General features: G+C 55.4%; 26 protein-coding genes, 1 tRNA gene and 1 other RNA gene. 10 read left to right on the top strand and 18 right to left on the bottom strand.

What is annotated here, in order from left to right; genetic code table 11:
• Positions 1–199: 199 nt before the first annotated feature.
• The 3 genes from KKG35_01615 to KKG35_01605 are packed head-to-tail and all read right to left on the bottom strand — an operon-like array spanning position 200 to position 1772.
• The gene (locus KKG35_01615; protein ID MBU1736815.1) at positions 200–421 is read right to left on the bottom strand and encodes a hypothetical protein; all 222 of its coding nucleotides are present in this window, start codon (positions 419–421) and stop codon (positions 200–202) included.
• A 19-nt stretch (positions 422–440) separates the two neighbouring features.
• Entirely contained in the window at positions 441–1115 is a 675-nt protein-coding gene (locus KKG35_01610; protein ID MBU1736814.1) for a response regulator, read from the bottom strand.
• Between the two features lie 9 nt (positions 1116–1124).
• Positions 1125–1772 (bottom strand): response regulator, encoded by a 648-nt coding sequence (locus tag KKG35_01605; protein ID MBU1736813.1) that lies wholly within the window; start codon positions 1770–1772, stop codon positions 1125–1127.
• Between the two features lie 405 nt (positions 1773–2177).
• Between KKG35_01605 and KKG35_01600 the strand changes: the two genes are divergently transcribed.
• Positions 2178–4895, top strand: a complete 2718-nt coding sequence (locus KKG35_01600; GenBank protein MBU1736812.1) for a DUF2339 domain-containing protein — start codon at positions 2178–2180, stop codon at positions 4893–4895.
• A 53-nt stretch (positions 4896–4948) separates the two neighbouring features.
• Positions 4949–6382: a DUF3999 domain-containing protein gene (locus KKG35_01595; GenBank protein MBU1736811.1), complete on the top strand. Its 1434-nt coding sequence runs from the start codon at positions 4949–4951 to the stop codon at positions 6380–6382.
• A 3-nt stretch (positions 6383–6385) separates the two neighbouring features.
• Here KKG35_01595 and KKG35_01590 read toward each other — a convergent pair whose 3' ends face one another.
• The 5 genes from KKG35_01590 to KKG35_01570 form a co-directional block, all read right to left on the bottom strand.
• Positions 6386–7957 carry a dehydrogenase gene (locus tag KKG35_01590; protein MBU1736810.1) on the bottom strand — a complete coding sequence of 524 codons (1572 nt, stop codon included), beginning with the start codon at positions 7955–7957 and terminating at the stop codon, positions 6386–6388.
• Positions 7957–8862 carry a radical SAM protein gene (locus tag KKG35_01585; protein MBU1736809.1) on the bottom strand — a complete coding sequence of 302 codons (906 nt, stop codon included), beginning with the start codon at positions 8860–8862 and terminating at the stop codon, positions 7957–7959. The genes KKG35_01590 and KKG35_01585 overlap by 1 nt, the downstream gene beginning before the upstream one ends.
• A 13-nt stretch (positions 8863–8875) precedes the next feature.
• Positions 8876–9211, bottom strand: a complete 336-nt coding sequence (locus KKG35_01580) for a YajD family HNH nuclease (GenBank protein ID MBU1736808.1) — start codon at positions 9209–9211, stop codon at positions 8876–8878.
• A 120-nt stretch (positions 9212–9331) separates the two neighbouring features.
• Positions 9332–9700 (bottom strand): glycine zipper family protein, encoded by a 369-nt coding sequence (locus KKG35_01575; GenBank protein MBU1736807.1) that lies wholly within the window; start codon positions 9698–9700, stop codon positions 9332–9334.
• 207 nt (positions 9701–9907) lie between these two features.
• Positions 9908–10201: a hypothetical protein gene (locus tag KKG35_01570; protein ID MBU1736806.1), complete on the bottom strand. Its 294-nt coding sequence runs from the start codon at positions 10199–10201 to the stop codon at positions 9908–9910.
• A 515-nt stretch (positions 10202–10716) separates the two neighbouring features.
• On the opposite strand from KKG35_01570, the gene KKG35_01565 reads away from it, so the two are divergent.
• Entirely contained in the window at positions 10717–10893 is a 177-nt protein-coding gene (locus tag KKG35_01565) for a hypothetical protein (GenBank protein ID MBU1736805.1), read from the top strand.
• Between the two features lie 223 nt (positions 10894–11116).
• Here KKG35_01565 and KKG35_01560 read toward each other — a convergent pair whose 3' ends face one another.
• The 5 genes from KKG35_01560 to tilS all read right to left on the bottom strand — a co-directional run bounded on the left by KKG35_01560 (position 11117) and on the right by tilS (position 14001).
• A complete protein-coding gene (locus KKG35_01560) occupies positions 11117–11287 on the bottom strand; it encodes a hypothetical protein (protein MBU1736804.1) in 171 nt (56 codons plus the stop codon).
• Positions 11288–11387: 100 nt separating this feature from the next.
• The gene (locus KKG35_01555; GenBank protein ID MBU1736803.1) at positions 11388–12035 is read right to left on the bottom strand and encodes a hypothetical protein; all 648 of its coding nucleotides are present in this window, start codon (positions 12033–12035) and stop codon (positions 11388–11390) included.
• A 233-nt stretch (positions 12036–12268) separates the two neighbouring features.
• Positions 12269–12408: non-coding RNA, RtT sRNA (locus KKG35_01550), on the bottom strand.
• Between the two features lie 39 nt (positions 12409–12447).
• A tRNA-Arg gene (locus tag KKG35_01545) sits at positions 12448–12524 on the bottom strand.
• 61 nt (positions 12525–12585) lie between these two features.
• Entirely contained in the window at positions 12586–14001 is a 1416-nt protein-coding gene (gene tilS, locus KKG35_01540) for a tRNA lysidine(34) synthetase TilS (GenBank protein ID MBU1736802.1), read from the bottom strand.
• A 133-nt stretch (positions 14002–14134) separates the two neighbouring features.
• Between tilS and galU the strand changes: the two genes are divergently transcribed.
• The 7 genes from galU (at position 14135) to KKG35_01505 (ending at position 21540) form a co-directional block, all read left to right on the top strand.
• Positions 14135–15004 (top strand): UTP--glucose-1-phosphate uridylyltransferase GalU, encoded by an 870-nt coding sequence (galU, locus tag KKG35_01535; protein ID MBU1736801.1) that lies wholly within the window; start codon positions 14135–14137, stop codon positions 15002–15004.
• 100 nt (positions 15005–15104) lie between these two features.
• Positions 15105–17561 (top strand): primosomal protein N', encoded by a 2457-nt coding sequence (gene priA / locus KKG35_01530; GenBank protein ID MBU1736800.1) that lies wholly within the window; start codon positions 15105–15107, stop codon positions 17559–17561.
• 116 nt (positions 17562–17677) lie between these two features.
• A complete protein-coding gene (gene def / locus KKG35_01525) occupies positions 17678–18202 on the top strand; it encodes a peptide deformylase (GenBank protein MBU1736799.1) in 525 nt (174 codons plus the stop codon).
• Positions 18203–19147 (top strand): methionyl-tRNA formyltransferase, encoded by a 945-nt coding sequence (fmt, locus tag KKG35_01520; protein MBU1736798.1) that lies wholly within the window; start codon positions 18203–18205, stop codon positions 19145–19147.
• Between the two features lie 14 nt (positions 19148–19161).
• A complete protein-coding gene (locus tag KKG35_01515) occupies positions 19162–19893 on the top strand; it encodes a TVP38/TMEM64 family protein (GenBank protein ID MBU1736797.1) in 732 nt (243 codons plus the stop codon).
• Position 19894: 1 nt separating this feature from the next.
• Entirely contained in the window at positions 19895–21088 is a 1194-nt protein-coding gene (gene larC, locus KKG35_01510) for a nickel pincer cofactor biosynthesis protein LarC (protein MBU1736796.1), read from the top strand.
• On the top strand, positions 21088–21540 hold the full coding sequence (locus KKG35_01505) for a phosphatidylglycerophosphatase A (GenBank protein MBU1736795.1): 453 nt from the start codon (positions 21088–21090) through the stop codon (positions 21538–21540). The genes larC and KKG35_01505 overlap by 1 nt, the downstream gene beginning before the upstream one ends.
• Before the next feature lie 97 nt (positions 21541–21637).
• Here the strand turns inward: KKG35_01505 and pyrF are convergent, their stop codons facing one another.
• From pyrF to KKG35_01480, 5 genes are all read right to left on the bottom strand, one after another.
• Positions 21638–22360 carry an orotidine-5'-phosphate decarboxylase gene (gene pyrF, locus KKG35_01500; protein MBU1736794.1) on the bottom strand — a complete coding sequence of 241 codons (723 nt, stop codon included), beginning with the start codon at positions 22358–22360 and terminating at the stop codon, positions 21638–21640.
• An 18-nt stretch (positions 22361–22378) separates the two neighbouring features.
• The gene (lptC, locus tag KKG35_01495) at positions 22379–22936 is read right to left on the bottom strand and encodes an LPS export ABC transporter periplasmic protein LptC (protein MBU1736793.1); all 558 of its coding nucleotides are present in this window, start codon (positions 22934–22936) and stop codon (positions 22379–22381) included.
• A complete protein-coding gene (locus tag KKG35_01490) occupies positions 22926–23576 on the bottom strand; it encodes an HAD-IIIA family hydrolase (GenBank protein ID MBU1736792.1) in 651 nt (216 codons plus the stop codon). The genes lptC and KKG35_01490 overlap by 11 nt, the downstream gene beginning before the upstream one ends.
• Complete coding sequence (gene kdsA, locus KKG35_01485) at positions 23577–24404, bottom strand: 3-deoxy-8-phosphooctulonate synthase (GenBank protein MBU1736791.1); 828 nt, start codon at positions 24402–24404, stop codon at positions 23577–23579.
• Positions 24405–24476: 72 nt separating this feature from the next.
• Entirely contained in the window at positions 24477–26129 is a 1653-nt protein-coding gene (locus KKG35_01480; protein ID MBU1736790.1) for a CTP synthase, read from the bottom strand.
• Positions 26130–26385 lie beyond the last annotated feature (256 nt).

The following is a 26385-nucleotide window of genomic DNA, read 5'->3' as shown; positions in this document are numbered from 1 at the left end:
GCCAGGAGCCAGAATGACTGATTTTAAAGCTTTTCTCCTGGCTTCTGACTCCTGGCTTCTGGCTTCTTGTGGAACAAAGGCTCGAACAAATCGCCAAAACCCTTTTATTATCGGAAGATTATCCAAACTCAGAAAGTTGAGAACCAATACTATCAATAGATTATACAGCAGAGACTCAGGACAGACACCCTGACCGGCTTTATTTCCGATCCTCAGCGTCCCGCTTGTCGGAGAGTTCAAAAAGCTGCCGGGCCTTTGCCGATGCCTGCTCCTCACTCTCAAGCAGACGCCCGCTGGTCAAGACTTCCCATCGGTCAGGATAGTCCTCCCAGGAGCCGTCAGGCATAAGCCGCTCCGTTGTCCCAAGCCCGACGCGCGCCACGAAAGAACTTTCAACGACATAGTATTCGTATTTGGTCATACCGGGCACCAGAGAGTAATCACTGCAACTTCACCATCTTCCCGCCCAGATAATCCTTAATCTCGACCTCACCCTCGGTCAGCTCCCGGATCTTTTTCACAATCCCGGTGATCTTCTCTAAGGACTCATAGATCCGGTCCAGATTTACAGCATCCCCCCTCTTCCGCGCCACTGCAACTTCGGTCATCGCCACGGTCAGCGGATTATTGATCTCGTGATTGTAGGTGATGACCATCGCTTTGGTCGCCTCAAGCCTTTGCAGATCAAGATTTCTGAGGTGGTAGGCGCTGGCGTTCAGCTGACTGTTGATCCTGGCCACCGCAACCTCAATTTTGACCGGCTTCACAAGATAATCGTTTGCCCCGAGACCAAGGGCCTCTACTATTTTCCGGTCATCATCGACGATCGTGACCATGATCACCGGCAACTCCACCGGCTGAAATTTCTTGCGCAGCAGAGGCAGCACTTCGAGCCCGGAAATCCCCGGCATCATGATATCGAGCAGGACCAAAGCATATCTGTTGACCTCCAGGAGTTCGAGACACTCTTCACCGGATCCGCAGACCTCGGTGATAAAACCTCTTTTCCGCAGCTGGTCCGACAGCTGGACGGCATTGACCGGATTATCTTCAACAATCAGAATCTTCTTCTCCATTCCCTGCTCCAGTTCAAAATTCTGTCGAATGCGCTTCATTTTGCATGCTCAAAGCTTCACCATCTTTTCGCCCAGATAATCCGTAATCTCAACCTCACCCTCGGTCAGCTCCCGGATCTTTCTGACAATCGCGGTGATCCTCTCAAGGGCGCCAATGGCACGATCAAGATTCTTGGTATCGCCGCTTTTGGCCGCCAGCCGAACCTCGGCCATGGCCACGGTCATCGGGTTGTTGATCTCATGATTATAGGTGATGACCATCGCCCGGATCGCCTCAAGCCTTTGCAGCTCAAGACTTTTCAGGTGATAGGCCCTGGCGGTCAACAGGCTTGATATCCGGGCCACGGCAATATCGATATTGACCGGCTTGACGATATAGTCGTTGGCGCCAAGACCTAATGCCTCGACGATCTTGTCGTCATTGTCCACTGAAGTGACCATGATCACCGGCAGTTCCACCGGCGGAAAACGCTCCCGCAGCCGGGGTAAAACTTCCAGGCCCGAGATTCCCGGCATCATGATATCAAGCAGGACCAGAGCAAATTCCTCGCGCCCGACCCGCTCGAGACACTCCTCCCCGGAATAGCACACCTCCGTGGCAAAACCCTGCCCCTGCAACTGATTGGTCAGCAGGGTGGCATTGACCGGATTGTCTTCAACGATAAGGACCGTGTCATTCATCAATCTGTTTACCATTATGCATTTCAGGTGTCAGGGAGGTCCACCGGACTTCCATTCTATTACAGATCCCTACAGGAATTGAAGCACTTAAATATATTTTATTCCCGGAACTGCCCTGACCTCATTCTGAATTCAGGATGGGTTGGCGCCGGATTTGTGCTTTCTCCGTCCCTGGCCCCTCCTTATTTCTCCGGACTCCCCATCATTTCCCGTTCCGCCGGTTTTCGCTTACGATTTCTCACGCCAAATCCCACGCCTGTTCACCTCTAAACGGCAGCAGAGTTTCGAGAAATTTTCATTATCCCTGTGCATATTATGTGTTAAAACAACTTCTGACGGATACCCGTCGGTTGACTTGCCCTGCAAAAAAGTCCGGCAAAATCATTACCGCGTATTCATCCACAACGAGGGGGGAGAAGGATGTCCATTGTTTCCATCTTGATCGGCATGGTGATCGGAATTGCAATTTTTTCCAGCAGGGAAACCTGGCTTATCGGCGGCATTGGCGGCGGCATGATCGCCTACCTCATTACCAATATTCTGCTTCTTCAGGACCGGGTCGCCACCCTGGAAAAGAAATTCCGCACCGCAACAGAAAGAAAAACTGTTGCGCAAAAAATCGCACCTCCTGCAGTTTCGCCGAAACCTGCTGTCTCTCAACCGGAACTTGAGTTTGAAATTGAGGGCGATCTCAGTATCCGGCAAAAACCTCTACCCGCTGCCATCCGCACCCAAGCGCCCGCCCAACCTGCAGCAACCGGGAAGAAGGCGCCCTCTCCGGCAACAACAGAAAAAGACCGGGCCCACCAGATTGAATGGCTGGATATTATCACTTCATATTTCACCGGCGGCAATGTGGTGGTGCGGGTCGGAGTGATTGTCCTCTTCTTCGGGGTCGGCTTTCTGCTCAAATATTCAGTGGAACGGAACATGATCCCGATCGAGTTTCGGCTCGCCTCCATCTGCCTTGGCGGCATTGCCATGCTGATCATCGGCTGGCGGCTGCGGCACAGCAAAACAACCTACGCTCTCATTCTGCAGGGGGGCGGAGTCGGCGTCCTCTACCTGACCACCTTCGCGGCCCTGAAACTCTATGCCCTGATCCCGATCTGGCTGGCCCTGGTTTTGCTCGTTGCCCTGCCGTTTTTCTCCGGCACCCTGGCGATCATCCAGAACGCCCGTTCTCTGGCGGTGATCGGCATCATCGGCGGCTTTCTCGCCCCGGTCCTTACTTCCACGGGCGGCGGCAGCCATGTGGTCCTTTTCAGCTATTATGCCCTCCTGAACGGTGGCATTGTGCTCGTCGCCTGGTTCAAGTCCTGGCGGGAACTGAATCTGGTCGGCTTTGTCTTCACCTTTGTGATCGGTGCCCTCTGGGGAAGCCGCTCCTTTCAGCCGGAACTCTTTGCCACCACTGAACCTTTCCTGGTCCTTTTCTTCTGTTTCTATGTTGCCTTAGGCCTCCTCTTTGCGAGGAACCAGCCCCTGCAGCACAAGGGGTATATCGACTGCACAATGGTCTTCGGCACTCCGATCATCTGCTTCGGCCTGCAGACGGCGCTGGTCAAACCATACGAATACGGGTTGGCCTGGTCCGCCCTCGGCATGGGTGGGCTCTACGCCTCGCTCGCCTGGCTGGTCTTCAGGAAAGGCAACGCGGCGATGCGGACCATGATCGAATCCTTCATGGCCCTGGGCGTGGTCTTCGGGACCATCGCCATCCCACTCGCTCTCGATGGCCGCTGGACCGCCGCAGCCTGGGCCCTGGAAGGATCGGCGGTGATCTGGATCGCCATCCGCCAGGACCGGCAGATTGCCCGGATCTTCGGGATTCTCCTGCAGCTTCTGGCCGGCTTCTCGTTCCTGAGCGCAATGAACGGCCCCACCGGTGCCATGGCGGTAATCAACGGGTTCTATCTGGGTTGTCTTGCTGTTGCGGCGGGCGCTTTTTTCAGCAGTATCTGTCTGTACCGGAGTGACTCACGGATCAAAACCGCCCTCATGGAAAGCCGCCTCCTGCTTTGCTGGGCGCTGCTCTGGTGGTTCGGGGCCGGGATCCATGAGATCGACATTTTTGTCTGGCACAAATACAAACCGGCGGTCGTCCTCGCCTTCTGGTCTTCCTCAACCCTTGCAAGTTTTATGGCCGCAGAGAAATTTTTGTGGACCGACCTCAGGCATGTTTACAAAAGCCTCCTGCCGGTGATGATTCTGGCCGCCGGTTTCTGGATGGTCGAGTTTTTTTCGCGCCCTTCCATCCATTTCGGTTATCTTCTCTGGCCGCTTGCCTTCGCCACCCAGTACACCCTGCTGTATCTCGACCGGGAACATTGCGACATCCGTTTATTGAAAATAGTTCACCCGGCCACCATACTCCTCCTCATCTTCCTGTTGTCCTGGGAAGCCTGCTGGTGGACGGACCATCTGGTCCACGGCCCCGGAATCTGGCCGCTGGTGACCCTGGCCCTGATCCCGACCTTCTATCTGATGCTCCTGACCCGTTGCCATGGTTCTCTCCCCTGGCCGGTATCGGCCTATCGGGAAACGTATCTCTATCACGCCATGGGTTTGGTTTTCCTCTATCTTTCCGCGGGTTCAATACTGACAAACATCGCCAGCAAGGGAAATCCCTGGCCCCTGCCCTACATTCCATTTCTCAATCCCCTGGACCTCACCCAGATCATGGTGCTGATCACCGTGGTCTACTGGATTCTCGTTCTGCAGACCCGGATGAATATCCAGCCGTTCGCCATCAATCAGCGGCGGCTGATCGTCGGGAGCGGAGCGTTCATATTTTTCTGGCTGAACGCTGTCCTGATCCGGACCCTTCACTATTGGGGCAAGGTCCCGTTCAATTCCCATCAGATGATGCACTCCGACCTGACCCAGACCTCGCTGTCGATCTTCTGGACCCTTTCCGCCCTGGCGGTGATGAAATGGGCCAGCCGGAAATCGCACCGCAGCGTCTGGATGGTCGGCGCGGCGCTGGTCGGCATCGTGGTATTGAAACTCTTCACCCTGGACCTCGCCAACACCGGGACGGTGGAGCGGATCGTCTCCTTTCTCGGAGTCGGGGTCATCTGCCTGGTCATCGGCTATCTCGCCCCCCTCCCTGATGTAGCTCAAGTTGAGAAGTGAAACTGCACGTATGAAACTTATGCCTGATCGTTAAAACAGGAGGAAGCAGCGTCATGAACAAAACCCTGATATTTACCGTAGCCGCCATCGTCAGCTTCACGATCACCCCGCGACCGTTGCCGGCTGCATCCCCGCCGACTCCCGAGATGTTCGCCTACGGCATGGTGCTTGAGGCCCCGGAAGGAAACGCCTTCTACGAATTCGATCTGCCGCTGGATGTGTACAAGGCTGCCACCGGCACCGATCTGCACGACATCAGGATCTTTAACGCCACGGGGACGGTTGTGCCCCATGTCCTCTACCAACCGGAACTTCGTTCACAACGGCAGCATGCGATCGAGGAACAGCTGCCCTTTTTCCCCGTAATGGCCCCGGCAAGCAGTTCCGCGGACGAGATCACCGTCCACGTCGAAAAAAATGCGCAGGGCTCAATCGTTGATGTGAAGGCGGGAAACGGTGACAGCCGGTCCTTCGTCGACCAGAAGATCGTTTCCTACCTGATCGACTGCAGCAGTCTGAAAGGCAAGGCGGTCAGCGCCCTTGAGCTGGAATGGTCCGACAACCAGGCGGATTTCATGGGCTCGGTCATTGTTGAGGCGAGCAGCGATCTCAACCGCTGGCAGAAAATCGCCACCGGCACCATCGCCAGGCTGGGCTACGGAACCTACCGCCTCGACCGGAAAAAAATCCCTCTCTCCGGAACCGGCAAAGCCTACCTGCGCTTGAGCTGGCCCCATAGCCAGGAAGCCCTTTCCCTGACCGGGGTGCGGGCGCTTGCCGAGTCAACCCAGACCGTCAACCGGCCCGGTTATCGCTGGACGTTAGTGACCGCAACCCCCCTTTCAGGAAAACCGGGCCAATACACGATCGACACGGGAGGTTTTCTCCCGGCCGACCGGATCAATATCCGGCTCCAGGACAAGAACTCGATGGCGGCGGTAAAATTATTCTCCGGCCCTTCCGCCGAAAAAAACAATACCAGCGAGCAGTGGCGCGGGCTGCTTTACAATCTGGAGTACCAGGGCGCCGCCATCCACAATTCGGCCATCAACGTCCGGGGAAGCGCCTCGCGCTTCTGGCTATTGACCTATGATGAAAGTGAAACCGCGCCAAACAATCCACCGTTGCTGGAATTCGGCTGGCAGCCCCATCGGTTGATCTTTCTCGCCCAGGGCACGGGACCGTTCCAGATCGCTTATGGTTCAGGCGCCGTTTCCCGTCCCGACTTCAAGGTGGACCCCCTGCTCCGGAAATACCAGCAGGGCTCGGGGATGATCAAACCGGACCTGATCACCCCCGGCCCCCAATACGTACTCGCGGGCAGCGAGAGGTTAAAGTCACCTCGCAGCCTGCCCTGGAAAAAATATATTCTCTGGGCCTCTCTTTTTGCCGGAGTTCTGGCCATCGGCTGGATGTCGGTGACACTTTTCCGGCAGCTTCAGGCGGGAGACCAGAAGGGGCAATCGGATGATGGGGAAGAGGCCTGATGCCTATCCTTGCAGGCATACCTCGACCGCCCTGACGGCATCGGCGGCCGAACTTGTGATCCCGCCGGTATACCCCGAGCCTTCACCGATCGGATAGAGATTTCTGGTATTGACCGATTCAAATCTTTCATTGCGACTGATCCGGACCGGTGAAGAGGTTCTTGTTTCCGCCCCGAAAACTATCGCCTGACCGGAAACAAACAGGGGCACCTCCACTTTCCATCTCTGAAATGCGGCCATGAGCTGTTCGACCACGAAGGCGGGAAAGAGATCCTTCAGCTCGGCGGGCACGGCCCCCATTTTGTAGGAGTTTTCAGGCAGGTCAACGGTGCTCTTCCCCTCCAGAAAGTCGAGCAGGTTCTGGGCGGGAACATGCCACCGCCCGCCTCCGGCTTGAAAGGCCTTGCGCTCGATGTCCCTCTGGAACGCAAAACCGGCCAGCGGGTTGTCTGAGCCGTAATCACCCGGATGGCAGCTGACTACCAGGGCGCCATTGGAAAACGGCTGCGACCTCTGCGAATAGCTCATCCCGTTCAGGACCAGCATGCCCTGCTCCGATGATGCGTTCACGATCTCCCCCCCGGGACACATGCAGAAGGTATAGACTCCCCGTTTGCGGGTGCGATCGGTATAATTCAGGGAATAGCTTGCAGCTCCCAAACCTTTGAAATCTTTATACTTATTGCCATAGCGGAGAAGATTGATGGTCTCCACCGGGTGCTCGATCCGGACCCCGACCGCAATCGCTCTCTGCTCAAGGGCAACCCCGCGTCGCTGCAGCATCTCGACGGTATCCCGGGCGGAATGGCCCAGGGCAAGGAAGATGGCGGAAGAAAGATATTCCCTCTCCCCGTTGATGATGATCCCTTCGGCCACGCCTTCCCTGATCAGGAGATCGGTCATCCTGGCGCCGTAATGAATCTCCCCCCCCCGGTCGAGAACATGTTTCCGGATATTCCGGACGATCCGGCACAGCACATCCGTTCCCAGATGGGGTTTGCTGATGTAAGCGATCTCCGCCGGAGCCCCGAATCTGATCAGGGTGTCCAGCACCCGGCTGACATAGCTGGTATTCAGGTTTCTTCTCGAAAAAAGCTTGCCGTCAGAATACGACCCGGCCCCGCCTTCCCCGAACTGGATATTTGACTCGGGGTTCAACTGCCGCTCGGTGATAAATCTGCTGACATCGCCGGAACGCTCCTCGATTTTCTTGCCCCTTTCAAAGATCACCGGTTGCAGCCCCCGGTCGATCAGTTCCAACGCGGCAAACATCCCGGCCGGTCCGAAACCGACGACGAGAGGCCGGTCCGGACTCTTTACCGGGCTTCTCTCCGGCTGGACAGGTTCGCGGTATATGGGAAAATTCCGGGTATTGGCATACCCGTCGGGAACAGAGAGCACGAGGGCGATCCGGTAAAAGAACTGCTCCTGATCACCCAGGTCGATAGCCTTGCTGAGAATCTTCCTGATGACCGCGCCTTCAGCAGTGCATGCCTCCCGTCCGGCGGCATGCAGATAGGCCTCCGGCCCGTCTTCTTCCACGGGAATGCACAGGTTGCTGATGATCAGGTCCATCAGCGGCTCCATGCGGCCAGCTGCGCAACTTCAGTCCGCAGCCGGGCAAGTGTTTCAGGAGAATCGAACAGTTTCCGGCACAGCTCACATTTGCGGTAGGTGATGATCTCGCGGCCGGGCATTCCGGCGTAAGATGCGATTGCGGTGAGCCCCATGGTCCGGATCAGAGTGTACAACCGGTCGGTTTCACTCCTGGTCAGGAGTTCATCGACGGTGCTGTCGTTCAGGTTGCCGAGATAGAAGAAGTTGGTTTGCGGGAAATGGCTCCCGGCATCGCAGCACCCGTAGAGATCAAGATCCGGGGTCAGATAAGGGTTCATGTCGCAGCGATTCGCCTGGTAATCGGTCCTGATCTCCCTGCGCGGGAACGACTCGGCCCGACCTGCATAGATCACCGCTTCCGGGAAAAACTTGAGACCGTGTACACCCAGGAATCGTTCAAGGGGATCGTCCTCCGTGGAAAAATCGGTCACGAAGGAGACAAAATATTCCAGACCGAACTTCCGGCAGCTTTCCGCCGCCCGCAACACATTTTCCCGGCGCACATGCTTCTGGTGCCAGCGCGAGAAACTCAAGCGCAATTGGCACACCCCGTTTTCTTTCAGTTGCGAAACAAGGGCGTCAGCGGATTCTTCGGTCTTCGCCCAGAAACTGTTGGTGACGATCCTCGAATAGATGCCATGTTCCCTGCACAGCTTCACAAGCTCCGAGATTTCGTTAAGATAAAGAAAAGGTTCACCGGCAGAAAAACTGATCCCGCCGACATCCGCCCGGGCGAGCTCGACAATGAGCTTTTTTGCCCTGCCAAGATCCATTGTCCGGGTGGCAGATCCCCCGTCTGCGGCAACACAATGCTCACATCTGATATTGCATCGAGTGGAATAGCCGAAAGCCAGTTTACGCATAATCAAGAGAGGATCACTTCCTGTTTTTCAACAGATCGGCCAGACCGGCGAAGGCTTGGTGGGTGTGAGCGGAACCGGCATCGCTCTCTTCGCCACCACCGGCATGCCCCTCCCCGACGGTCCGGGAGTGGACATTGTCGTGGCAGTAGATGCAGAGCAGCTCCCAGTTGCTGCCGTCGGGCGGGTTGTTGTCGTGATTATGGTCCTTGTGGTGCACGGTGAGGTCCTTCAACTTCTTACCGGAAAACTCCCGGCAACAGATACCGCACACCCATGGGAACAGTTTCAGGGCCCGCTCACGGTACGACTGCTCCCGCTTCGCCCTGTCACTTAGAGCCTCGGCGGTCATTCCTTTTTCCTTTTCATTCTTCTTCTGCATCTTCTCTACCCGCCTCTCCGAAACATAAATAAAAGGGATGAAGATCCGACCGGACCCTCACCCCCTTTTATTTACCAGAAACTTTATTTTTTATCTTCTGTAATGACGGCGCTCCTGCCGCCAGCGCCGTTCGTGCCGGTGCGGCCCTCTGTTGTCCCACCGGTGATGCCGGTCCCATCGGTTTTCATAGACGGCTCTCACCTGCCTCGCATGGCGAGGGCTCCCGTAAACCACCGCAGGCTCTCTGTCCATCCCGAGCATGAGTCCCAGGGTCCCTCCGATCACCGAGCCGACGATCATTCCTTCTGCATCCCGGCCGATCACCTGGCCGATCACCGCGCCGCTTCCAGCCCCGATCAATAATCCTTCAAGTCCATCACGATGTCGCGCATGCGCAAAGCTGGAAGTTGATAAAACCAGTGCCAGAGTGATGATGAGTGCTGCAATTTTTTTCTTCATGGTTTTGCCTCTTAAGCAAGGGTTAAACATCTTCTCTTTGCTTAACAGGGTACGCCTGGAATCATCACCTGGATAGACGACATCGGGCTATATTGGCCCCGATGTCGCCCTTTATCCGGTACTGATCCAATAAAAAAGGAGCCGCCAAAGGCGACTCCCTGAATAATCAAAACTTATACCGACCATGGTCCGGTATGGGTCGGCAGATTATTTTTTGTCTTTACCTGCTCCGATGGGACAAGGCTCTCCTGCTTCAGCATACGCTGCACAAGCCATGGTATCAGTTACCGATTCTTTCGGCCCGTCACTCTTTTTTTCACCAGTGCCAATGGGACAGGGTTCACCTGCCTCTGCAAAGGCACTGCAGGCCATGGTCTCGGTGACAGACTCTTTCGGCCCGGAATTCTTCTTTTCACCAGTTCCGATGGGGCAAGGCTCTCCAGCTTCGGCGTATGCGGCACATGCCATAGTTTCTTCTACTGTTTCTTTTTTCTTATTCATGACAACCTCCTCATTTTAGCGGATCCAAATCATCTCCCAAAAACGGTTGCATTGCTCATCACTTGAAATCATTTTCTTAACAATAACTATTATCAGACATGAATGCTATATTCATTCTATGATCAGCACACCATAGAAATCCAGCGTTCGTCAAATTTATTTTACTCTCTAATTCCCCGATGACGGCATGACCGCCAGATACTACGAGGTCAAGAAACTGGAACGGATCGACGGAATCCGGACCGCCACCGAGATCCACATGAGACCACCAAGCCGGGCGGAAAAACAGTGGACAAGACAATCCTGTGGTTCAGCAATGTCAGATACAATCAAGAGACAGTCAATGAAGATCCATTCACTACCCGCCGTCTTGAACAAGGTTCTTGAGGGACTGCTGCTCATGCCCGCCCCGCTCCTGGCCGGGGATGAGCCATTCGACCTCTTCTCCGGCTTGGACCTGCCGTTTTACTCCGCGTACAACTTTAACGACACAATCACCATGACCGGCCCTGGCGATGGTCTTCGGCGATCGTGCCGAGCGCGGCGCGGTGGAAAGGCTGACTGCGGCCTGGGACTTTGCCGACAACTGGAGCGCGACCATCGGCGGTATTTTTTATGAATCCGGGGATCCGCCGGCCACCGCCATCGGTGATAACGACCGGGTGTTTCTGGAGATCAGGCGCGACTTTTAAACGAAGGCTCAAATGGACAGCGGATTATTCAGAAGCGTTCTCGGTCGGATTTATCAAGGAGGGGGGAAAGCCAAAACATTTCGGGGCCGGGTTCTACTCCTCAATCCCGCTGGCGATCGTTGGAGCGGTGCTTCTCTACCATATTTTTCATACAATGTGATCCGGACCCTGGCAACAGCTTCTCACAGACCTCGCTGAATTCATGCCCAGACGGGAGATTTATCTAATCAAAAATCTCTACATCGCCATGTTTGCAGACCGAGCAGCGGAGCATGGCATTGTCTTTCTCCTCGAAGGCGACCCGCCAGCCCTCTGCGGCAATCTCTTCTTCGAAATCTTCCTGGCACTCGTCACAGATCCATTTATCGCCGTTCGGCGTTACCCATAATTTCATAATCAACCACTCGGTAAGTTAATATGGCATCAAGCCATACCAGCAGGTTTCTGTTTAAACCCCTGAATCGCACGCCGCCTGACCCTCGATAAATAAATCCTTACTTCCTGATCGTCTCCATGATCGACTCAACCCGGCTTATAACTTCCGGGAAAAGCTTTTCTGTCTGTAACGCTGTCGACATCGCGCCTTTGACATTGTTGTCCACCTGGACAATTCTGCCTTCATTCAGGGCCTTGTTCTCCGGATCCGCAATGTGCCCAGTGTTCCTGACGGTGACCGCATTGTTCAGCAGGGTGTTGGTGAGAGACATAGAACGGTATAGATTCCAGAGCTGCAGGAGAAACTCTGTTTCGGTGATGTCTCCTGATGAAATTGTTTTTTCGATAATCGTGGTCTGAAAACGGCTTTCCGGAACCGGCAGCCCTTTGGTTCTGATATATTTTGAATAGAACTCGGAAAAACTTCTGGTGCAGATGTCATGATTCATATTCAGCTCAGCGGCCAGAACCGCCAATCTGGACCCGAGCGCATTTGCCCGGTCCTTCCGCTGCCCGGCCTGGGACGCTTCGAAGAAGGAAATGGAAAGCGACAGAAACACAATCAATCCCACCACCCCGAGGACGCTTAAAGAATTCAGGAGGGCGTTGTTGGCCACAAGCCACCGGTCGAAACCGGGTAGATAATAGGCACAAACCCCAGCAACGATCAGGGCCGCAATGGTCACTACCGGCAGAAGGATCTTCATTGATTTTCACTCACTTTCTTAAAATGTTGATTACCCAGGGGCAAATGGCACACCTGTACCAGACCATGGATTCAACCCCACCCCGAGTCTCCACAAAACCGTCACCGGGAATTTGTGGCATCCGGCAAATATACAGTATTAGGCCGAGAATATCCAAACATTGAAAGCAGATCATATATCGGCAGACATAAAAAAAACCCGATCATCAACAGCGACCGGGTTTTCGTTTAATCTGGTGGGCGGGACGGGATTACTCGCGCTCACGCGCTCGCCCTTCGGGCCGCAGGCGCTTCGCTTCTGCGTTGTCTCGCCGCGAGCGGCTCGGCTCGAACCACTTCGTGGGTTCGCATCCCTCTTCCGTGCCAGCAAAAAAGCCCCTGCCCTTTATCCAGGACAGGGGCTTTTCAATTTATGGTGGGCGGGACGGGATTCGAACCCACGACCTTCGGCTTCGGAGGCCGACACTCTATCCAACTGAGCTACCCGCCCATAAACTCTTTGGTCAAGAGGGAGTTTAATTACCATTAAATGAGCTTCCGGTAAAGAGCTTTTACACTCGGCGCAACTCTATCTTAAGCACTTTACCGCTGTCGGCAAGAATCCGGTAACGCTCATCAATCCTGATCCCCACCAGAGCGAGGATCGTCTCATCTTTCACCAGTATCGGAATCCGGCAACGGTCTGTCGGTGGGATCTTATGGTCGGACAGAAAGTCTGCCACTTTTTTGCTCCCCGGCGCGCCGAGTGGCCGGAAACGGTCCCCCGCCCGTGGTGATCGAACCTGCACCGGAAAATCAAACCCGCGCATATCCAGATAATCAGCCCGCCCTGAAAGCAATGCTTCGCGAACCGGCGGTTCCTTGAGAACCAGAACCTCGATCTCAACGGACAGCTCGGGAACCGGCCAGCGGCCCGGCCCCGGAATCTCCACCATAAAATCCGGAGCTTCCCTTCCCAGTCTGCCACGCAGTCTGGCCCGGCCGGCCGGATAGGAAAAATCCACCGCCCCGCCTCTTCTGATCACCCGCAAGCCTTCCGACAGATGAAGCTCCGCGCCATCATTTCCCTCTGCGACCAGCGCAAGAATCTTGCTGATCTGTTGGAAGGTAACCGGTGAAGAAAGTTCCACCAGCACCTGCTCAACCACCCTTCGCTGCAACGCCAGCGCTTCCCCGGCCAGGGTTGCGCAGTCAACCGCAAGCTGATTCTCCCCTGGGTGACTGACAGCCCTGTGGCAGAGATCCCCGGTCAGCCGGACGAGAAGCGCCTCTTCAGCCCCGAGGATCTCTGCGGTGCGCAACAGGGTCTCCCTGATCGCCGGGTTGAAGTTTTCTTCAAGATAGGGGAGCAGATCGAGCCGGACCCGGTTTCTTAGATACTGACGCTCAGCATTGGAACTGTCTTCAAGATAAGCAATATTGCGCTCACCAAGATATGACACTATTTCATTTTTTGTGGTGGTCAGGAGGGGGCGAACCACCGTGCGGTAGTTCACCGTCGCCATGCCGGCAAGCCCGCTCCGCCCGGTGCCTCGAATCAGCCGGAGCAGGAGTTCTTCCGCCTGGTCGTCGGCGGTATGGGCCACCACGATCTTCTCACACCCATGCTTGACTGCAGCTTCAGCGAGAAATTCGTAGCGCAGGTTTCTGGCCGCCTCTTCGATGGACCAACCATTCTCATCGGCAATTTCCCGCACCCGGATCGACCCGGTAGAAAAACCACACCCGAGTTCGCGCGCTGCGGCTTCAACCAGGAGCTTCTCACTCCTTGTCTCTTCATGCCGCAGGCCATGATCGACATAGGCCGCAGTCAGAGTCAGCTCAAGATCATCTTTGAGAGCGGCCAGAAGATGCAGCAGTCCCATGGAATCCGCCCCGCCGGAAACAGCAACCAGCAGATGGTCTCCCCTGCCGACAATCCCGTTTCCCGCTATTTCCCTGCTGATCCTGGTTTCTAGTTCGTGCATGGTGCCCGGTTGATTTTTTTGAATGTGAATGGCAATTTGGCCCGGTTTGGGGCATAGTATAGCAGCTACACTGTCCTGACGCAGTTCCGGTTCCACATGCTGCTCATATTTAATCGACCAGGAGAAAATTTACATGGAAATATCCAAGGCCGTTATTCCGGTGGCAGGGCTCGGCACCCGCTTTCTGCCCGCCAGCAAGGCCATCCCCAAAGAGATGCTGACCATCGTCGACCGGCCGACCATCCAGTATATTGTCGAGGAGGTCGTCGCCTCAGGCATTGACGAGATTATTCTGGTGACCAGTGAAGGAAAGTCGGCCATCGAAAACCACTTCGACTACAACTTCGAACTGGACACCATCCTCAAACAGAAGCACAAGGACCAGCTCTGCGAAGAGATCTGCCACATCTCGAATCTGATCGACATCGTTTCGGTCAGGCAGAAAAAACCCCTTGGCCTCGGGCATGCCATCTGGTCGACCAGAAAAGTCATCGGCAACACTCCTTTTGTGGTCCTGCTCGGGGATGACCTGGTCCTGTCGGATGTCCCCTGCACCCAGCAGATGATGAGGCTGTTCAATGAGTACGGGGAGTCGATTGTCGCCATCCAGAAGGTCCCGATGGACCAGACCCACCAGTACGGGATTGTTGAAGGGGAAGAGATAAAGCCTGGAGTCTATAGTGTCAACCGGATGGTCGAAAAACCTAAACCGGGCACCACCTCCTCAAATCTTGCGATCATCGGCCGCTACATCCTGCAGCCGGAAATTTTTGATCTTCTGGAAAAAACCGCCCCCGGTCATGGTGGCGAGATCCAGCTCACCGATGCCCTGCTCGCCCTTTCCCAGAAGCGCCCCATGTATGCCTACGCCTTTAAGGGGACCAGATTCGATGCAGGCGACAAGCTTGGGTATCTGAAGGCGATCATCGCCTTCGCCCTCCGCCATCCCGATCTCGGAAAAGAGTTCCGGAAACACATCAAGGAGGTGTGTACGGATCTGTAAAGAAGCCCCCTGCTTTGCGTATTTACGATGGCGGACCTGAGATTCTTCCTGTCCGCCATTTTTTATTGCCGTTATGAGAATTTATTGAATATAAATCAACATGTCGCAGCCCAGAGCCCTTTTTGAAATAGCTGTCGCCGCACCAATCGACAAGCCCCTGACCTATCTGGTAAAAGACGGGGGAACGCTCCCGGCCGTGGGCTGCCGAGTCCTGGTCCCGCTGGGTCGCAGGAAGGTGACCGGCTATGTCCTTGGTCCGGCAGGAGAGCCGGAAACCGGGACAAAATTAAAATCCATCACCGAACTGCTCGATGCATCCCCTCTCTTCCCCGAATCGATGGTCGAACTGTTCCGCTGGACTGCCGAGTATTATCGATATCCGATCGGCGAGGTCATCCGCGCCGCCCTTCCTTCCGGACTCACCACCGGCAGCGGTCGGCAGATTACGGTTTGCTCCGGCATGACGGAGGCTCTGCAGTCCAGAATCCGGGAAGCGGCGGCGGAATCGTGGGCGGCGTCCCTCACCGCGCAGGGATATCTCTCACCGTCCCGGACCCGGAAAGTTCTGTCCGCCAGCCCTTCCCGTCGACTGCTGGAAAAATGGCAGGAGGAAGGGTTGGTTTCCATCGAGGAGATCATCATCGACGCTCGTGTCGGCAGCAGAACTGAGATCTGCGTGACCCTGACTGTCCCGGACGATGATCCGCTGCCTGAAGGACTAAAAAAATCAGAGCTCAAAACCATTGAGATCATCAGAACGATGACCGGAGAAAATAACATCCCGGTCGCCAGGGCCTCTCTTGCCACCGCTTACAGCGGCGCGAGGCAGGCCCTGAAGACACTGGCCGAAAAGAGTCTCGTACAGCTGATTGAAAGGGTTGTCTACCGTGACCCGTTCGGGGAACAACCGGCCTTTTTCCCGAAACCCACCCATCTCACCCCGGAACAGGATGAAGTCCTGGCCGAACTTGCCCCGGCTCTCAAGGACCGCAAATTCGCGCCGTTTCTCCTCCACGGGATCACCGGCAGCGGCAAAACCGAAGTCTATCTTCGGGCGGCAGAAACCGTTCTGGCCGCGGGCCGCTCGGTTATGGTGCTGGTCCCGGAAATTGCTCTGGCCACCCAGCTTGAGGCCCACTTCATCTCCCGCTTCGGCGACCGGGTCGGTCTGCTGCACAGCGGGCTCTCCGCGGGCCAGCGATTCGACCAGTGGCAGAGGCTCGCTAATGACGAGGCGCCGATTGTAATCGGAGCTCGCTCCGCGGTTTTCGCCCCCTTAAAAAATCCAGGGCTGATCATTGTTGATGAGGAACATGACACCGCCTACAAACAGGAGGACGGGCTCAGATACAACGGCCGCGACCTTGCGATCATGCGGGCAAGCCTTGCCCGCTGCCCGGTGATCCTCGGCTCGGCCACCCCTTCGGTCATCAGTTATCGGAACGCCGAAACCGGCAAATACACTCTGCTCACCATGAAAAACAGGGTGGAGGAAAGGGCCCTGCCGAATGTCGAAATCATCGATCTGCAGAAGATCAAAACCGTCTCCGGGCGGCCGCCTCTTTTTTCCGGCGAACTGAACTCCGCCCTGAAGAAAAACCTGAAAGAGGGCAACCAGAGCCTTGTTTTTCTCAACCGGCGGGGGTATGCCAACATGGTCCTCTGCAGGGACTGCGGCCAGGCGGTCCGCTGCCCGGAGTGCCGGATCACTCTCACCCTGCATCGGGGCAGGCAGTCGCTGATCTGCCATTATTGCGGCCACTCCACCCACAGCAATACCGTTTGCGGAAACTGCCAATCCACAACCCTTCTTCCGGTCGGCTTCGGGACCGAACGTCTTGAAGATGAGCTGGTCAAACTGTTTCCGACCGCCCGTATCGCCAGACTGGATACCGACACCACCGCCAGAAGGCAGGACTTCATCTCCATTCTGAAAGGATTTCACGAACGGAAAATTGATATCCTGGTCGGCACCCAGATGATCACCAAGGGGCATCATTTCCCCCACGTGACCCTGGTTGGCGTGGTCTGGGCCGATGCCGGACTCGGCATTCCCGATTTCCGCTCCGGGGAGCGGACCTTTCAGCTTCTTTCCCAGGTCACCGGTCGGGCCGGTCGTGGCGAAAAACCGGGCCGGGTGATCATCCAGACCATGGATCCGGACCATTATTCCATCAGCACAACCCGTGTCCATGATTATATTTCTCTCTACAACAGAGAAATGGCACAACGTGAGGCCCTGAAGTTTCCGCCGTTTTCGCGATTAATCAACCTCCGGATTGAAGGGCAGAACGAAGAGGCGGTTCGGCGCACAGCGAAAAACATTGCCATGCAGGCCAGAAAACTTGGAGGCCGGAATCAACCAATCGACGTCCTCGGCCCGGCCCCCGCCCCCCTGTCGAGATTACACGGCAGACACCGCTGGCAGGTGCTTTTAAAAGGCAGCAGCTTCAAAGAACTGCATGCCCTGTGCAACGCCTTGCTTGAGCGTTCAGCCGGGCTCACCAAGACCGGCGTCAAATTGTCTGTGGACGTTGATCCTGAAAACATGCTATAAAGCTGAGTTAAGCAGCTCGTCTGCTCTTACCGATAAGCGAGCTTGCGAGACATCGAGACTTTTGCCCGAAGGGTGAAAATAGCGCTTTATTTTTTAACAAAGTTCGGCGGGAGAAAATGGCAGTCAGAAAGATATATACATTCCCGGATCCGGTCTTGCGAGTTAAGGCTCATCCGATCACCGAATTTGGTGAAGAGCTGAAGGCCTTGGCCGCCGACATGGCTGAAACCATGTACAAGGCTCCGGGTGTGGGCCTCGCCGCCAATCAGATCGGCGTCACAAAACAGATTCTCGTCTACGATATCTCCCGGGCAGAAGAAGAACCCGCCCTCACCGTACTGATTAATCCTGAGATTATCGAAGCCGCCGGTTCCGAGATTGGTGAAGAAGGCTGCTTGAGCGTCATTGAACTCTGCGCCAAGGTGAAGAGGGCAAAAATGATCAGAGTCCACGCCCTTGATCTCGACGGCAACCCGATCTCTATTGAAGCCGAAGATTTTCATGCCCGGGTTCTTCAACACGAGATAGATCATTTGAACGGCGTACTCTTCCTCGACCATCTGAGCCCTTTGAAGAGAAGCCTCTACAAAAAGAAACTCAAGAAACTCCTTCAGGAAGAGCAGGAAGAGGCTGCCGACTAGATGGCACACGAACCCTACCGGATCATCTTTATGGGAACGCCGGAGTTCGCCGTTCCTTCCCTTCAATCTCTCCTGTCAGGACCTGATGAGGTTGTGGCGGTCGTCACCCAGCCCGATCGCCCCAAAGGCCGCGGCCGCAAAGTTGCCGCCCCCCCGGTCAAAGAACTGGCTTTGGCGAAAGGTTTGCCGGTCCTGCAACCCACGGCCATAAAAACCGCTGCCTGGCGTGAGGAGCTTGCCGCGTACCGGCCCGACCTCTTCATTGTCGCAGCATACGGCCGCATCCTGCCAAAATCACTGCTTGAACTGCCCCCCCACGGAACCATCAACGTCCACGGCTCAATTCTCCCGTCCTACCGTGGAGCGGCCCCGATCCAGTGGGCGATCTTAAACGGCGACACTTTTACCGGGGTCACCATCATGCAGATGGATGAAGGGATGGACACCGGAGACATTCTGCTCACCGCAGAAACCAGGATCACCCCTGAGGACACGGCAGGAAGTCTTGCCGGGAGACTCGCCGAAATCGGCGGGGCAACCCTCCTTGAGGCGCTGGCAAAACTTCATGAGGGAAGGCTTGTCCGGCAGGTGCAGGCGCATCACCTTGCGACCTCTTCCCCCCCTCTCACCAAAGAACAGGGGTTGATCGACTGGCGCAGACCGGCCTTTGCATTAAGCTGCCAGATCCGTGGGCTCGACCCCTGGCCCACCGCCTACACCTTTATCGAGGGCACAAGGCTCAGGCTTTTCAAGCCATCCGTTGTCGACCGAGCGGCCACCGAGAAACCCGGCACCATCTGCCGGGCAGATAAAGACGGCCTGCTCATCGCCACCGGTGAAAAATATCTTCTGACTGAGGAACTCCAGGCTGAAGGGGCGAAACGGATGACCACCGGCGCCTACCTGCAGGGTCGATCCATCAAACCCGGCACCGTCCTGGGTTGATGAAAAGCGCGCCGATGAGAAGAGCCCTCTTCCGTCGATATCCAATCGCAGTTGCTTTGATTCTTTTCGGCCTGTTACTGGCCATCTATTTCAGTGACGAGGGACTCCTTGGCCGGACCCTGGATTACCTGCGCAACTTCAAGGATTATAGCAATTCATTACGTGATGATATCCTGTCCCATGGCCCAAGGGCTCCATTTTTCTTTATCCTGATCCAGGTGCTGCAGGTTGTCTTTGCCCCGATCCCCGGTGAAGCAAGCGGCCTGCTTGGCGGGTATCTTTTCGGGGCCGTCCCGGCATTTTTCTATTCATCAATCGGCCTGACCATGGGTTCTGCGGCGGCCTTCGGAGTCGGCAGACTGCTCCGGAAATTTTTAACGAAACGGATCAAAGACACCGCTTTTTACCGGAAATTCAACCATCTGGTTTCTCGCAGCGACTACCTGATCCCCTTTGTCCTTTTCCTTATCCCAGGGTTCCCTAAAGACTCCCTCTCTTACCTGCTCGGCATGAGCATCATGTCGTTGCCCTCTTTTCTCTTCATTACCGCCATCGGCAGAATGCCCGGCACCCTGATGCTCTCCCTGCAGGGGGCGGAAATATACAACGGCAACTATGTGAAGCTTGCTCTATTGATGCTTCTTTCATTCCTTGTTATCCTGCCCTGCATCCTTTACCGGCACCGGCTTCTGCTGCTCCTCGAAAAACGTGCCGGAAACCAGGCACCGTCGGAGGAAAACCGCTGAAATGACCGGAGAAAAAACCGCATACCTTGACTGCTTTGCCGGGATCAGCGGCGACATGTTCCTTGGTGCGCTCCTTGATTGCGGTTTTCCGCAGGATATACTTGCAGAACAGCTCTCAACTCTTGAAATCACCTGCTACAAACTCGGGATATCCAGAGAAAAAGTCAACGGCATATCCTCTGTCAAAGTGAATGTCGAGTGCGGCGAAGAGCAGCCGGCCCGGGACATGCTCTCCATAAAAAATATCATTTCACAAAGCGGTCTGCCGGAATCTGTTCGGAGAAAAGTCCTCGAGGTGTTCGATCTCCTTGCAACAGCCGAAGGAAAGATCCATGACCGCTTAAAGGATGAAGTCCATTTCCATGAGGTCGGGGCCGTTGATTCGATTATCGATATTGTCGGAGTCGTTTTGGGAATGCACTATCTCGGTATTGAGAATGTCGCCTGTTCTCCGTTGCCGATGCCATCTGGTTTTGTCAATTGTCAGCACGGCCTTCTGCCTTTGCCCGCTCCCGCAGTCTGCGAGATACTGAAAGATGTACCCGTCTATGGTACCACCCTGCAGCAGGAGCTGGTGACTCCTACCGGTGCCGCTCTGGTCAAGTCCATGACCTCATCCTTCGGCCCCTTTCCGGTGATGTCCATCGACAGAGTAGGATATGGGTGCGGCAGCCACAAGCTTACCGATGGCAGGCCAAACCTGCTGCGGCTTGTTATCGGCAAGAGTCGATCCGCCGCCGAAGCCCAGGAAATTGAAGTGATTGAAACCAATCTGGACGACTGGAGCCCCGAAGGTTTTCCGATGCTCTGTGAAACCCTCTTCTCGTTGGGAGCTCTCGATGTGATTCTGGTCCCGATCCAGATGAAGAAGGGAAGGCCCGGCTTTCAGCTCCAGGTTCTCTCCAGGCTGGAAAATTCCCAGGCTATCAAACGAGCCATCCTTGCAGAGACCACGGCGATCGGACTGCGCTTCCGGGTCGAGCAGAGAATGACCCTGCCAAGAAGGCTCGGGACCATCAGAACATCTCTGGGTGATTTAAAGGTGAAAGAGGTTGAAACGCCTGCAGGCAAAAGACTCTATCCGGAGTATGAAGAGTGCCGCAGAGTGGCATTGGAAACAGGAAAGCCGCTGCAGGAAATTTACCGGGCCGTCTATGCCGCCAGGGTCGAAGACTTCCGGCCGGAGAACGGATAATGGACCGTCTGTTCATGGCGGTAGCCACCGGACTGGGCCTCGGGAAGATACCCTTTGCCCCCGGCACCTGGGGAACCCTGCTGGCGTTTCCGATCCATTATCTCATTTCATCACTTTCGCCTGCCGGCTACTGGCTCTCTCTCGCCGGGATAATCATAGTCGCCATCTTCACAGCCGGGTCGGCAGAAAAGATCATGGATAAGCCGGATCCCGGCGCGGTTGTCATCGATGAGGTGGCCGGGATGCTGGTCGCTCTGATCCATGCCCCGCCAACCGTTGTTGCCTGGCTTGCCGCCTTTCTCCTGTTCCGTTTCTTCGATATCGTCAAACCCTTTCCGGTCAACTTCTTCGACCAACGGTTCCACGGCGGGCTCGGCATCGTCCTCGACGACCTGATGGCCGGAATCTACGCGCTTCTCTGCCTGCAGATTCTTTATCGCTTTGTTTTATAGTGGGGTTTAAGTCTGTCCGGATGGGCAGTATTGAATGTGCTGGGGGCGGTTCTCGATCAATCCGGAAAAAACAGGTAACTTTTGGAAAAAAAACGCCTCAAGAACCGGACACACCTTCGACTATTCCTTTCTGCATCTCTTCAATAACCGCAACAGGATCAGTCGCCTTGCTGATCGGACGTCCGACCACCACATGATTGGCGCCGTTTTCGATGGCGGCCCCGGCGGTCATGATCCTGGTCTGGTCATCGCTGCCGTTCATGACAGTGTTCCCCTGCCTGATTCCAGGGGTTACGATGAAGAAATCCTCTCCGAGCTCCCTGCGCAGCATTGCCGCCTCGTGACCGGAAGCCACCACTCCGGAACATCCGGCCTCTAGGGCCGCTCTGGCCCTGAACCGGACAAGTTCGGGCAACGGCATGGTGATACCGACCGACCGCAGGTCGTCCTCCCCCAGACTGGTCAGCACCGTGACCGCCAGGATCCGGACCCTGTCCCCGGCGGCAGCCGCAGCTGCTCGGACTACCGGCGGTTCCCCATGAACGGTGGCGAAATAAACCCCGTGCCCGGCAAGCTGCTCTACCGCCAAAGCCACCGTTGCTGAAATATCGTGCAGCTTCAGGTCGAGCATGACCTTGTGGCCGCGATCAACAATCCAGTCGACGATATCAAACCCGCCCGCCAGAAAGAGCTGCAACCCGACCTTGTAGAACCCGAGATGCGACTCCGTCCGGGCAATCAGATCCTTCGCCTTCGCCGGGCTGTCAACATCCAGTGCCAGAATAATCCGGTCACGGATATCAATATTTTTCAAAGTCATTTACCTCTGGCATGCTTTTCACTGAAGATCCACCACAACTCGGCCACCGACCCGCAAGGCTCCGTTGACCAGATCATAAAACATTGTGCTGCCTCGCACTTCAACACCGCTGCCGTTCAAAAAAACATCTTCGGCTGTTTTCACCTTGCGATATTTGGCCAGGTAGCGAAGAGCCTCAGTCCGAATTTCCTGATGATCAGGCATGGTAATCCTCACCCGGTCAAGCATGGTCAAGATCTCTCGTCCGGTATGATAGTAAGCCTCTCCGCTGGTAATAATCGTCGGATCACTTGTGCCGGTGATTGTAGCGCGGACCTCAAGTAACTGGAGGCTGTCGTCGTTTCCATTACTAGTCACCCGGGCGGAGTTTAAAGTAAATTCATGTTTGCCGTCACGGCAATGACTGAGAGTCACCCCCTCCATGGCAAATCGTTTCAGCTGCTCCTGGGATGGTAGTGGCGGGGCAGAGAAATCTCCCCTCGGGGCAAGGATGGTACCGACCGGCTGCCACCATAAAGGGGCTCCAATCAGGAGAAGCAATGGCAATACCCAGACCAGATTCCTGTTAAGATTCATCCTGTCTGTACTCTCTAAGGAGCTCCTGATGTTTGCCGAGGGCCTCGACAATCAGATTGCAAACCTCCCGGACTGCGCCCCGGCCGCCCGGGTTCACCGTTACATAATGGGCGGCATCAATCACTTCCGGGGCCGAATCGGCCACCGCGACCGCAAGCCCGACCCTGGTCAGGACCGGAAGATCGAGCCAGTCGTCACCGACATAGGCTACCTGAGAAGGGTCCAGAGAGTTTTCGCCAATAATTTTTCTGAAACTCTCAAGTTTGTTGCCGGCGCCCTGGATCACTTTGGTGATACCCAGATTCTCGGCCCTTCTGTTGACGACCGCCGAACTGCGGGCGGTGATGATCCCGACCTCAACTCCCGCCTTCTGGACCAGCCTGATTCCAAGACCATCCCGAGTGCTGAAGGCCTTGATCTCTTCTCCGTCCGGAGTATAGATGATCGAGCCGTCGGTCAATACTCCGTCCACATCAAGAATCAGCATTTTAATCCGGCCTGCACGCTCAAGATTTGCTTTCCAGGCATAACTGCGCTTTTCGACAGATTCCCGGGCCCGGGCCCTTTCACGTAATCCCTGGGTGACCTCGCAATCTGAGGGATACCCGGGACCTCCTGATCCGCATCCATTGCCGGTCATCTAGATACCGCCGAGCAGGTGTTGATCATCGCCCCGGGCTGCATGGATAGCGAGCAGGCTTTTCAAAAGTTCTTCCATCCCGGCCAGGGGCCAGGAATTCGGGCCATCGCAAAGGGCCTGGTCGGGGTCCGGATGGACCTCCATGAACAGGCCGTCAATCCCTGCCGCAACCGCCGCCCGGGCAAGAGGCGGGATGAATTCCCGCTGCCCGCCGGAACTGCCGCCCGCTCCACCCGGCAACTGGACACTGTGGGTGGCGTCATAGATCACCGGGCAACCCAGTGCGCGCATCACCGGAAAAGAACGCATGTCAACCACCAGATTATTGTACCCGAGCATGGTCCCGCGTTCGGTGAGCATCAGGTTCTTGTTACCCGTCGATTTCACTTTATTGACCGCATGTTGCATGTCCCATGGTGAGAGGAACTGGCCCTTTTTCAGGCTGATCGCCCGGCCCGATTGACCGGCCGCCACCAAAAGATCAGTCTGCCGGCAAAGAAAGGCGGGGATCTGTAGAACATCGAGGACCTCGGCCGCCGGAGCAACCTGCGAGACTTCGTGAACATCAGAGATCACCGGCACTCCGGTCTGTCTGATCCTGGCCATGATTTCCAGACCCTTCTCGAAACCGGGCCCGCGATATGCGTCAATAGAGGTCCGGTTCGCCTTGTCAAACGAGGCCTTGAACACATAATTGATCCCGAGCCGCCCGGTGATCTCCCGAAGAGTCGTGGCCACCTCGGTAGCCATTTTCTCCGACTCAAGCACACAGGGGCCGGCCATCAACAAAAAAGGCCGACCGGGGCCGACCTCCAACTCTTTTGTTATTGCAACTCTATCCACCAGAACCTCCAGTAGGGATCATCTCAGACAAGGGGAGAACAAGCAGGAACCTGAAGATTATCCGGCATACCCGAGTGACGCCTTGATAAACTCCCTGAACAGCGGGTGCGGGTTTCTGGGCCGTGATTTAAATTCCGGATGAAACTGACAGCCAAGAAACCAGGGGTGATCTTTAATCTCGACGATTTCAACCAGAGCATCATCAGGGGAAACACCGCTGATCACAAGACCGCCCGCCTCAATTTCCGCCCGAAACGCCGGATTGAACTCATAGCGGTGGCGATGCCGTTCCGAGATCTCCTTTACCCCGTAAGCCGCTGAGGCGAAGGTATTCTCTTTCAGCTTGCAGGGATTGGCGCCAAGCCTCAGGGTGCCGCCCAGATTAGATGACCTGTCTCGTTTCTGGACCTGATTGGTGCGATAGTCAAACCACTCATCCATCCAGTAAATAACATTGTGCTTGGTCTTGTCGTTGAACTCCTCGCTGTCGGCATCTTTCCAGCCCAGGATATTTCTGGAAAACTCAACCACCGCCAGCTGCATCCCGAGACAGATTCCGAAAAACGGCACCTTGTTTTCCCGGGCGTAGGTAATGGCCCGGATCTTCCCCTCGACCCCGCGCTGCCCGAAGCCGCCCGGCACCAGAATGCCCTGGCAGCCGGCCAGTAAAGTTTCCGGATTCTTCTCCTCAAGCTCTTCAGCACTCACATAACGAAGATCGACCTGGGCATCATTGGCAATGCCGCCATGGACAAGCGATTCATGTAAGCTTTTATACGACTCGGTAAGATCGACATATTTGCCGATAATCCCGATCACAACTTTCTTTGAAGGATTCTGGATCTTTCTGACCAGCTCTTCCCATTGATCAAGCTTCGGGGAACCCGTCCAGACATTCAGAAGTTCGAGAATCTTGTTATCGAGTCCCTCCTTGCTGAAACAAAGCGGGACTTCATATATACTTTTCACATCCTGGGCGGTAATCACCGCATCGGTGGGCACATTGCAGAACAGCGAGATCTTTGCTTTCAACTCTTTGCTGAGCAAAGCTTCAGTCCGGCAGAGCAGAATATCGGGCTGGATTCCGATGGCCAGCAATTCCTTGACACTGTGCTGGGTGGGCTTGGTTTTGAATTCATGCGCCGTTTTGATGTATGGCACCCAGGTCACATGGATAAAAATTGAATTTTCCTTCCCGACATCAAGCCGGAACTGCCTGATCGCTTCGATAAACGGCAGCCCTTCAATATCGCCGATGGTCCCGCCGATCTCGATGATTACCACATCCGCCTCGCCATCAAGCTTCATGATCGCCTGCTTGATCTCGTCGGTGATATGGGGAATCACCTGAACGGTGCCGCCCAGATAGTCACCCCTTCGTTCCTTGGTGATAACCGAATGATAAATGCGACCCGAGGTGAAGTTGTTTTTCTGGCCGAGTACTGCCGAGGTATATCTCTCGTAATGGCCGAGATCAAGGTCTGTTTCGGCGCCATCGTCAGTGACATACACCTCCCCGTGCTGGAAAGGGTTCATGGTTCCCGGATCGACATTGATATACGGATCAAGTTTCTGCAGGGTCACGGTGAGACCGCGACACTCCATGAGAGCGCCGATGGCTGCGGCGGCAAGCCCTTTTCCTAGAGAAGAGAGGACTCCGCCGGTCACAAAAATGAACTTCGTCTTGTTGGTTGGGCTTAATTTTTTCATGCACGTCAATATATCAATACCCCCCGATTTGTCTATAAAAAAACTGGGAATCCTTCTCACCTTCGGCGAGGATTTCTGCCCCGAATCCAAGTTGTTTCCGGAAGAGCGTTTTTTACAATTATTTTTGCCTGAAATTTATTATAAAGCTGAGTTGAGCAGCTTGCCTGCTCGTACGAAACTTATGCCCGAAGGGTGAAAAGCTGAGTTGAGCAGCTTGCCTGCTCGTACGAAACTTATGCCCGAAGGGTGAAAAGCT

The organism is Pseudomonadota bacterium (genome assembly GCA_018823285.1).
In the GTDB taxonomy this organism is placed as follows: Bacteria; Desulfobacterota; Desulfobulbia; order Desulfobulbales; family JAGXFP01; genus JAHJIQ01.
This window is presented reverse-complemented; position numbering and strand designations above follow the sequence as displayed.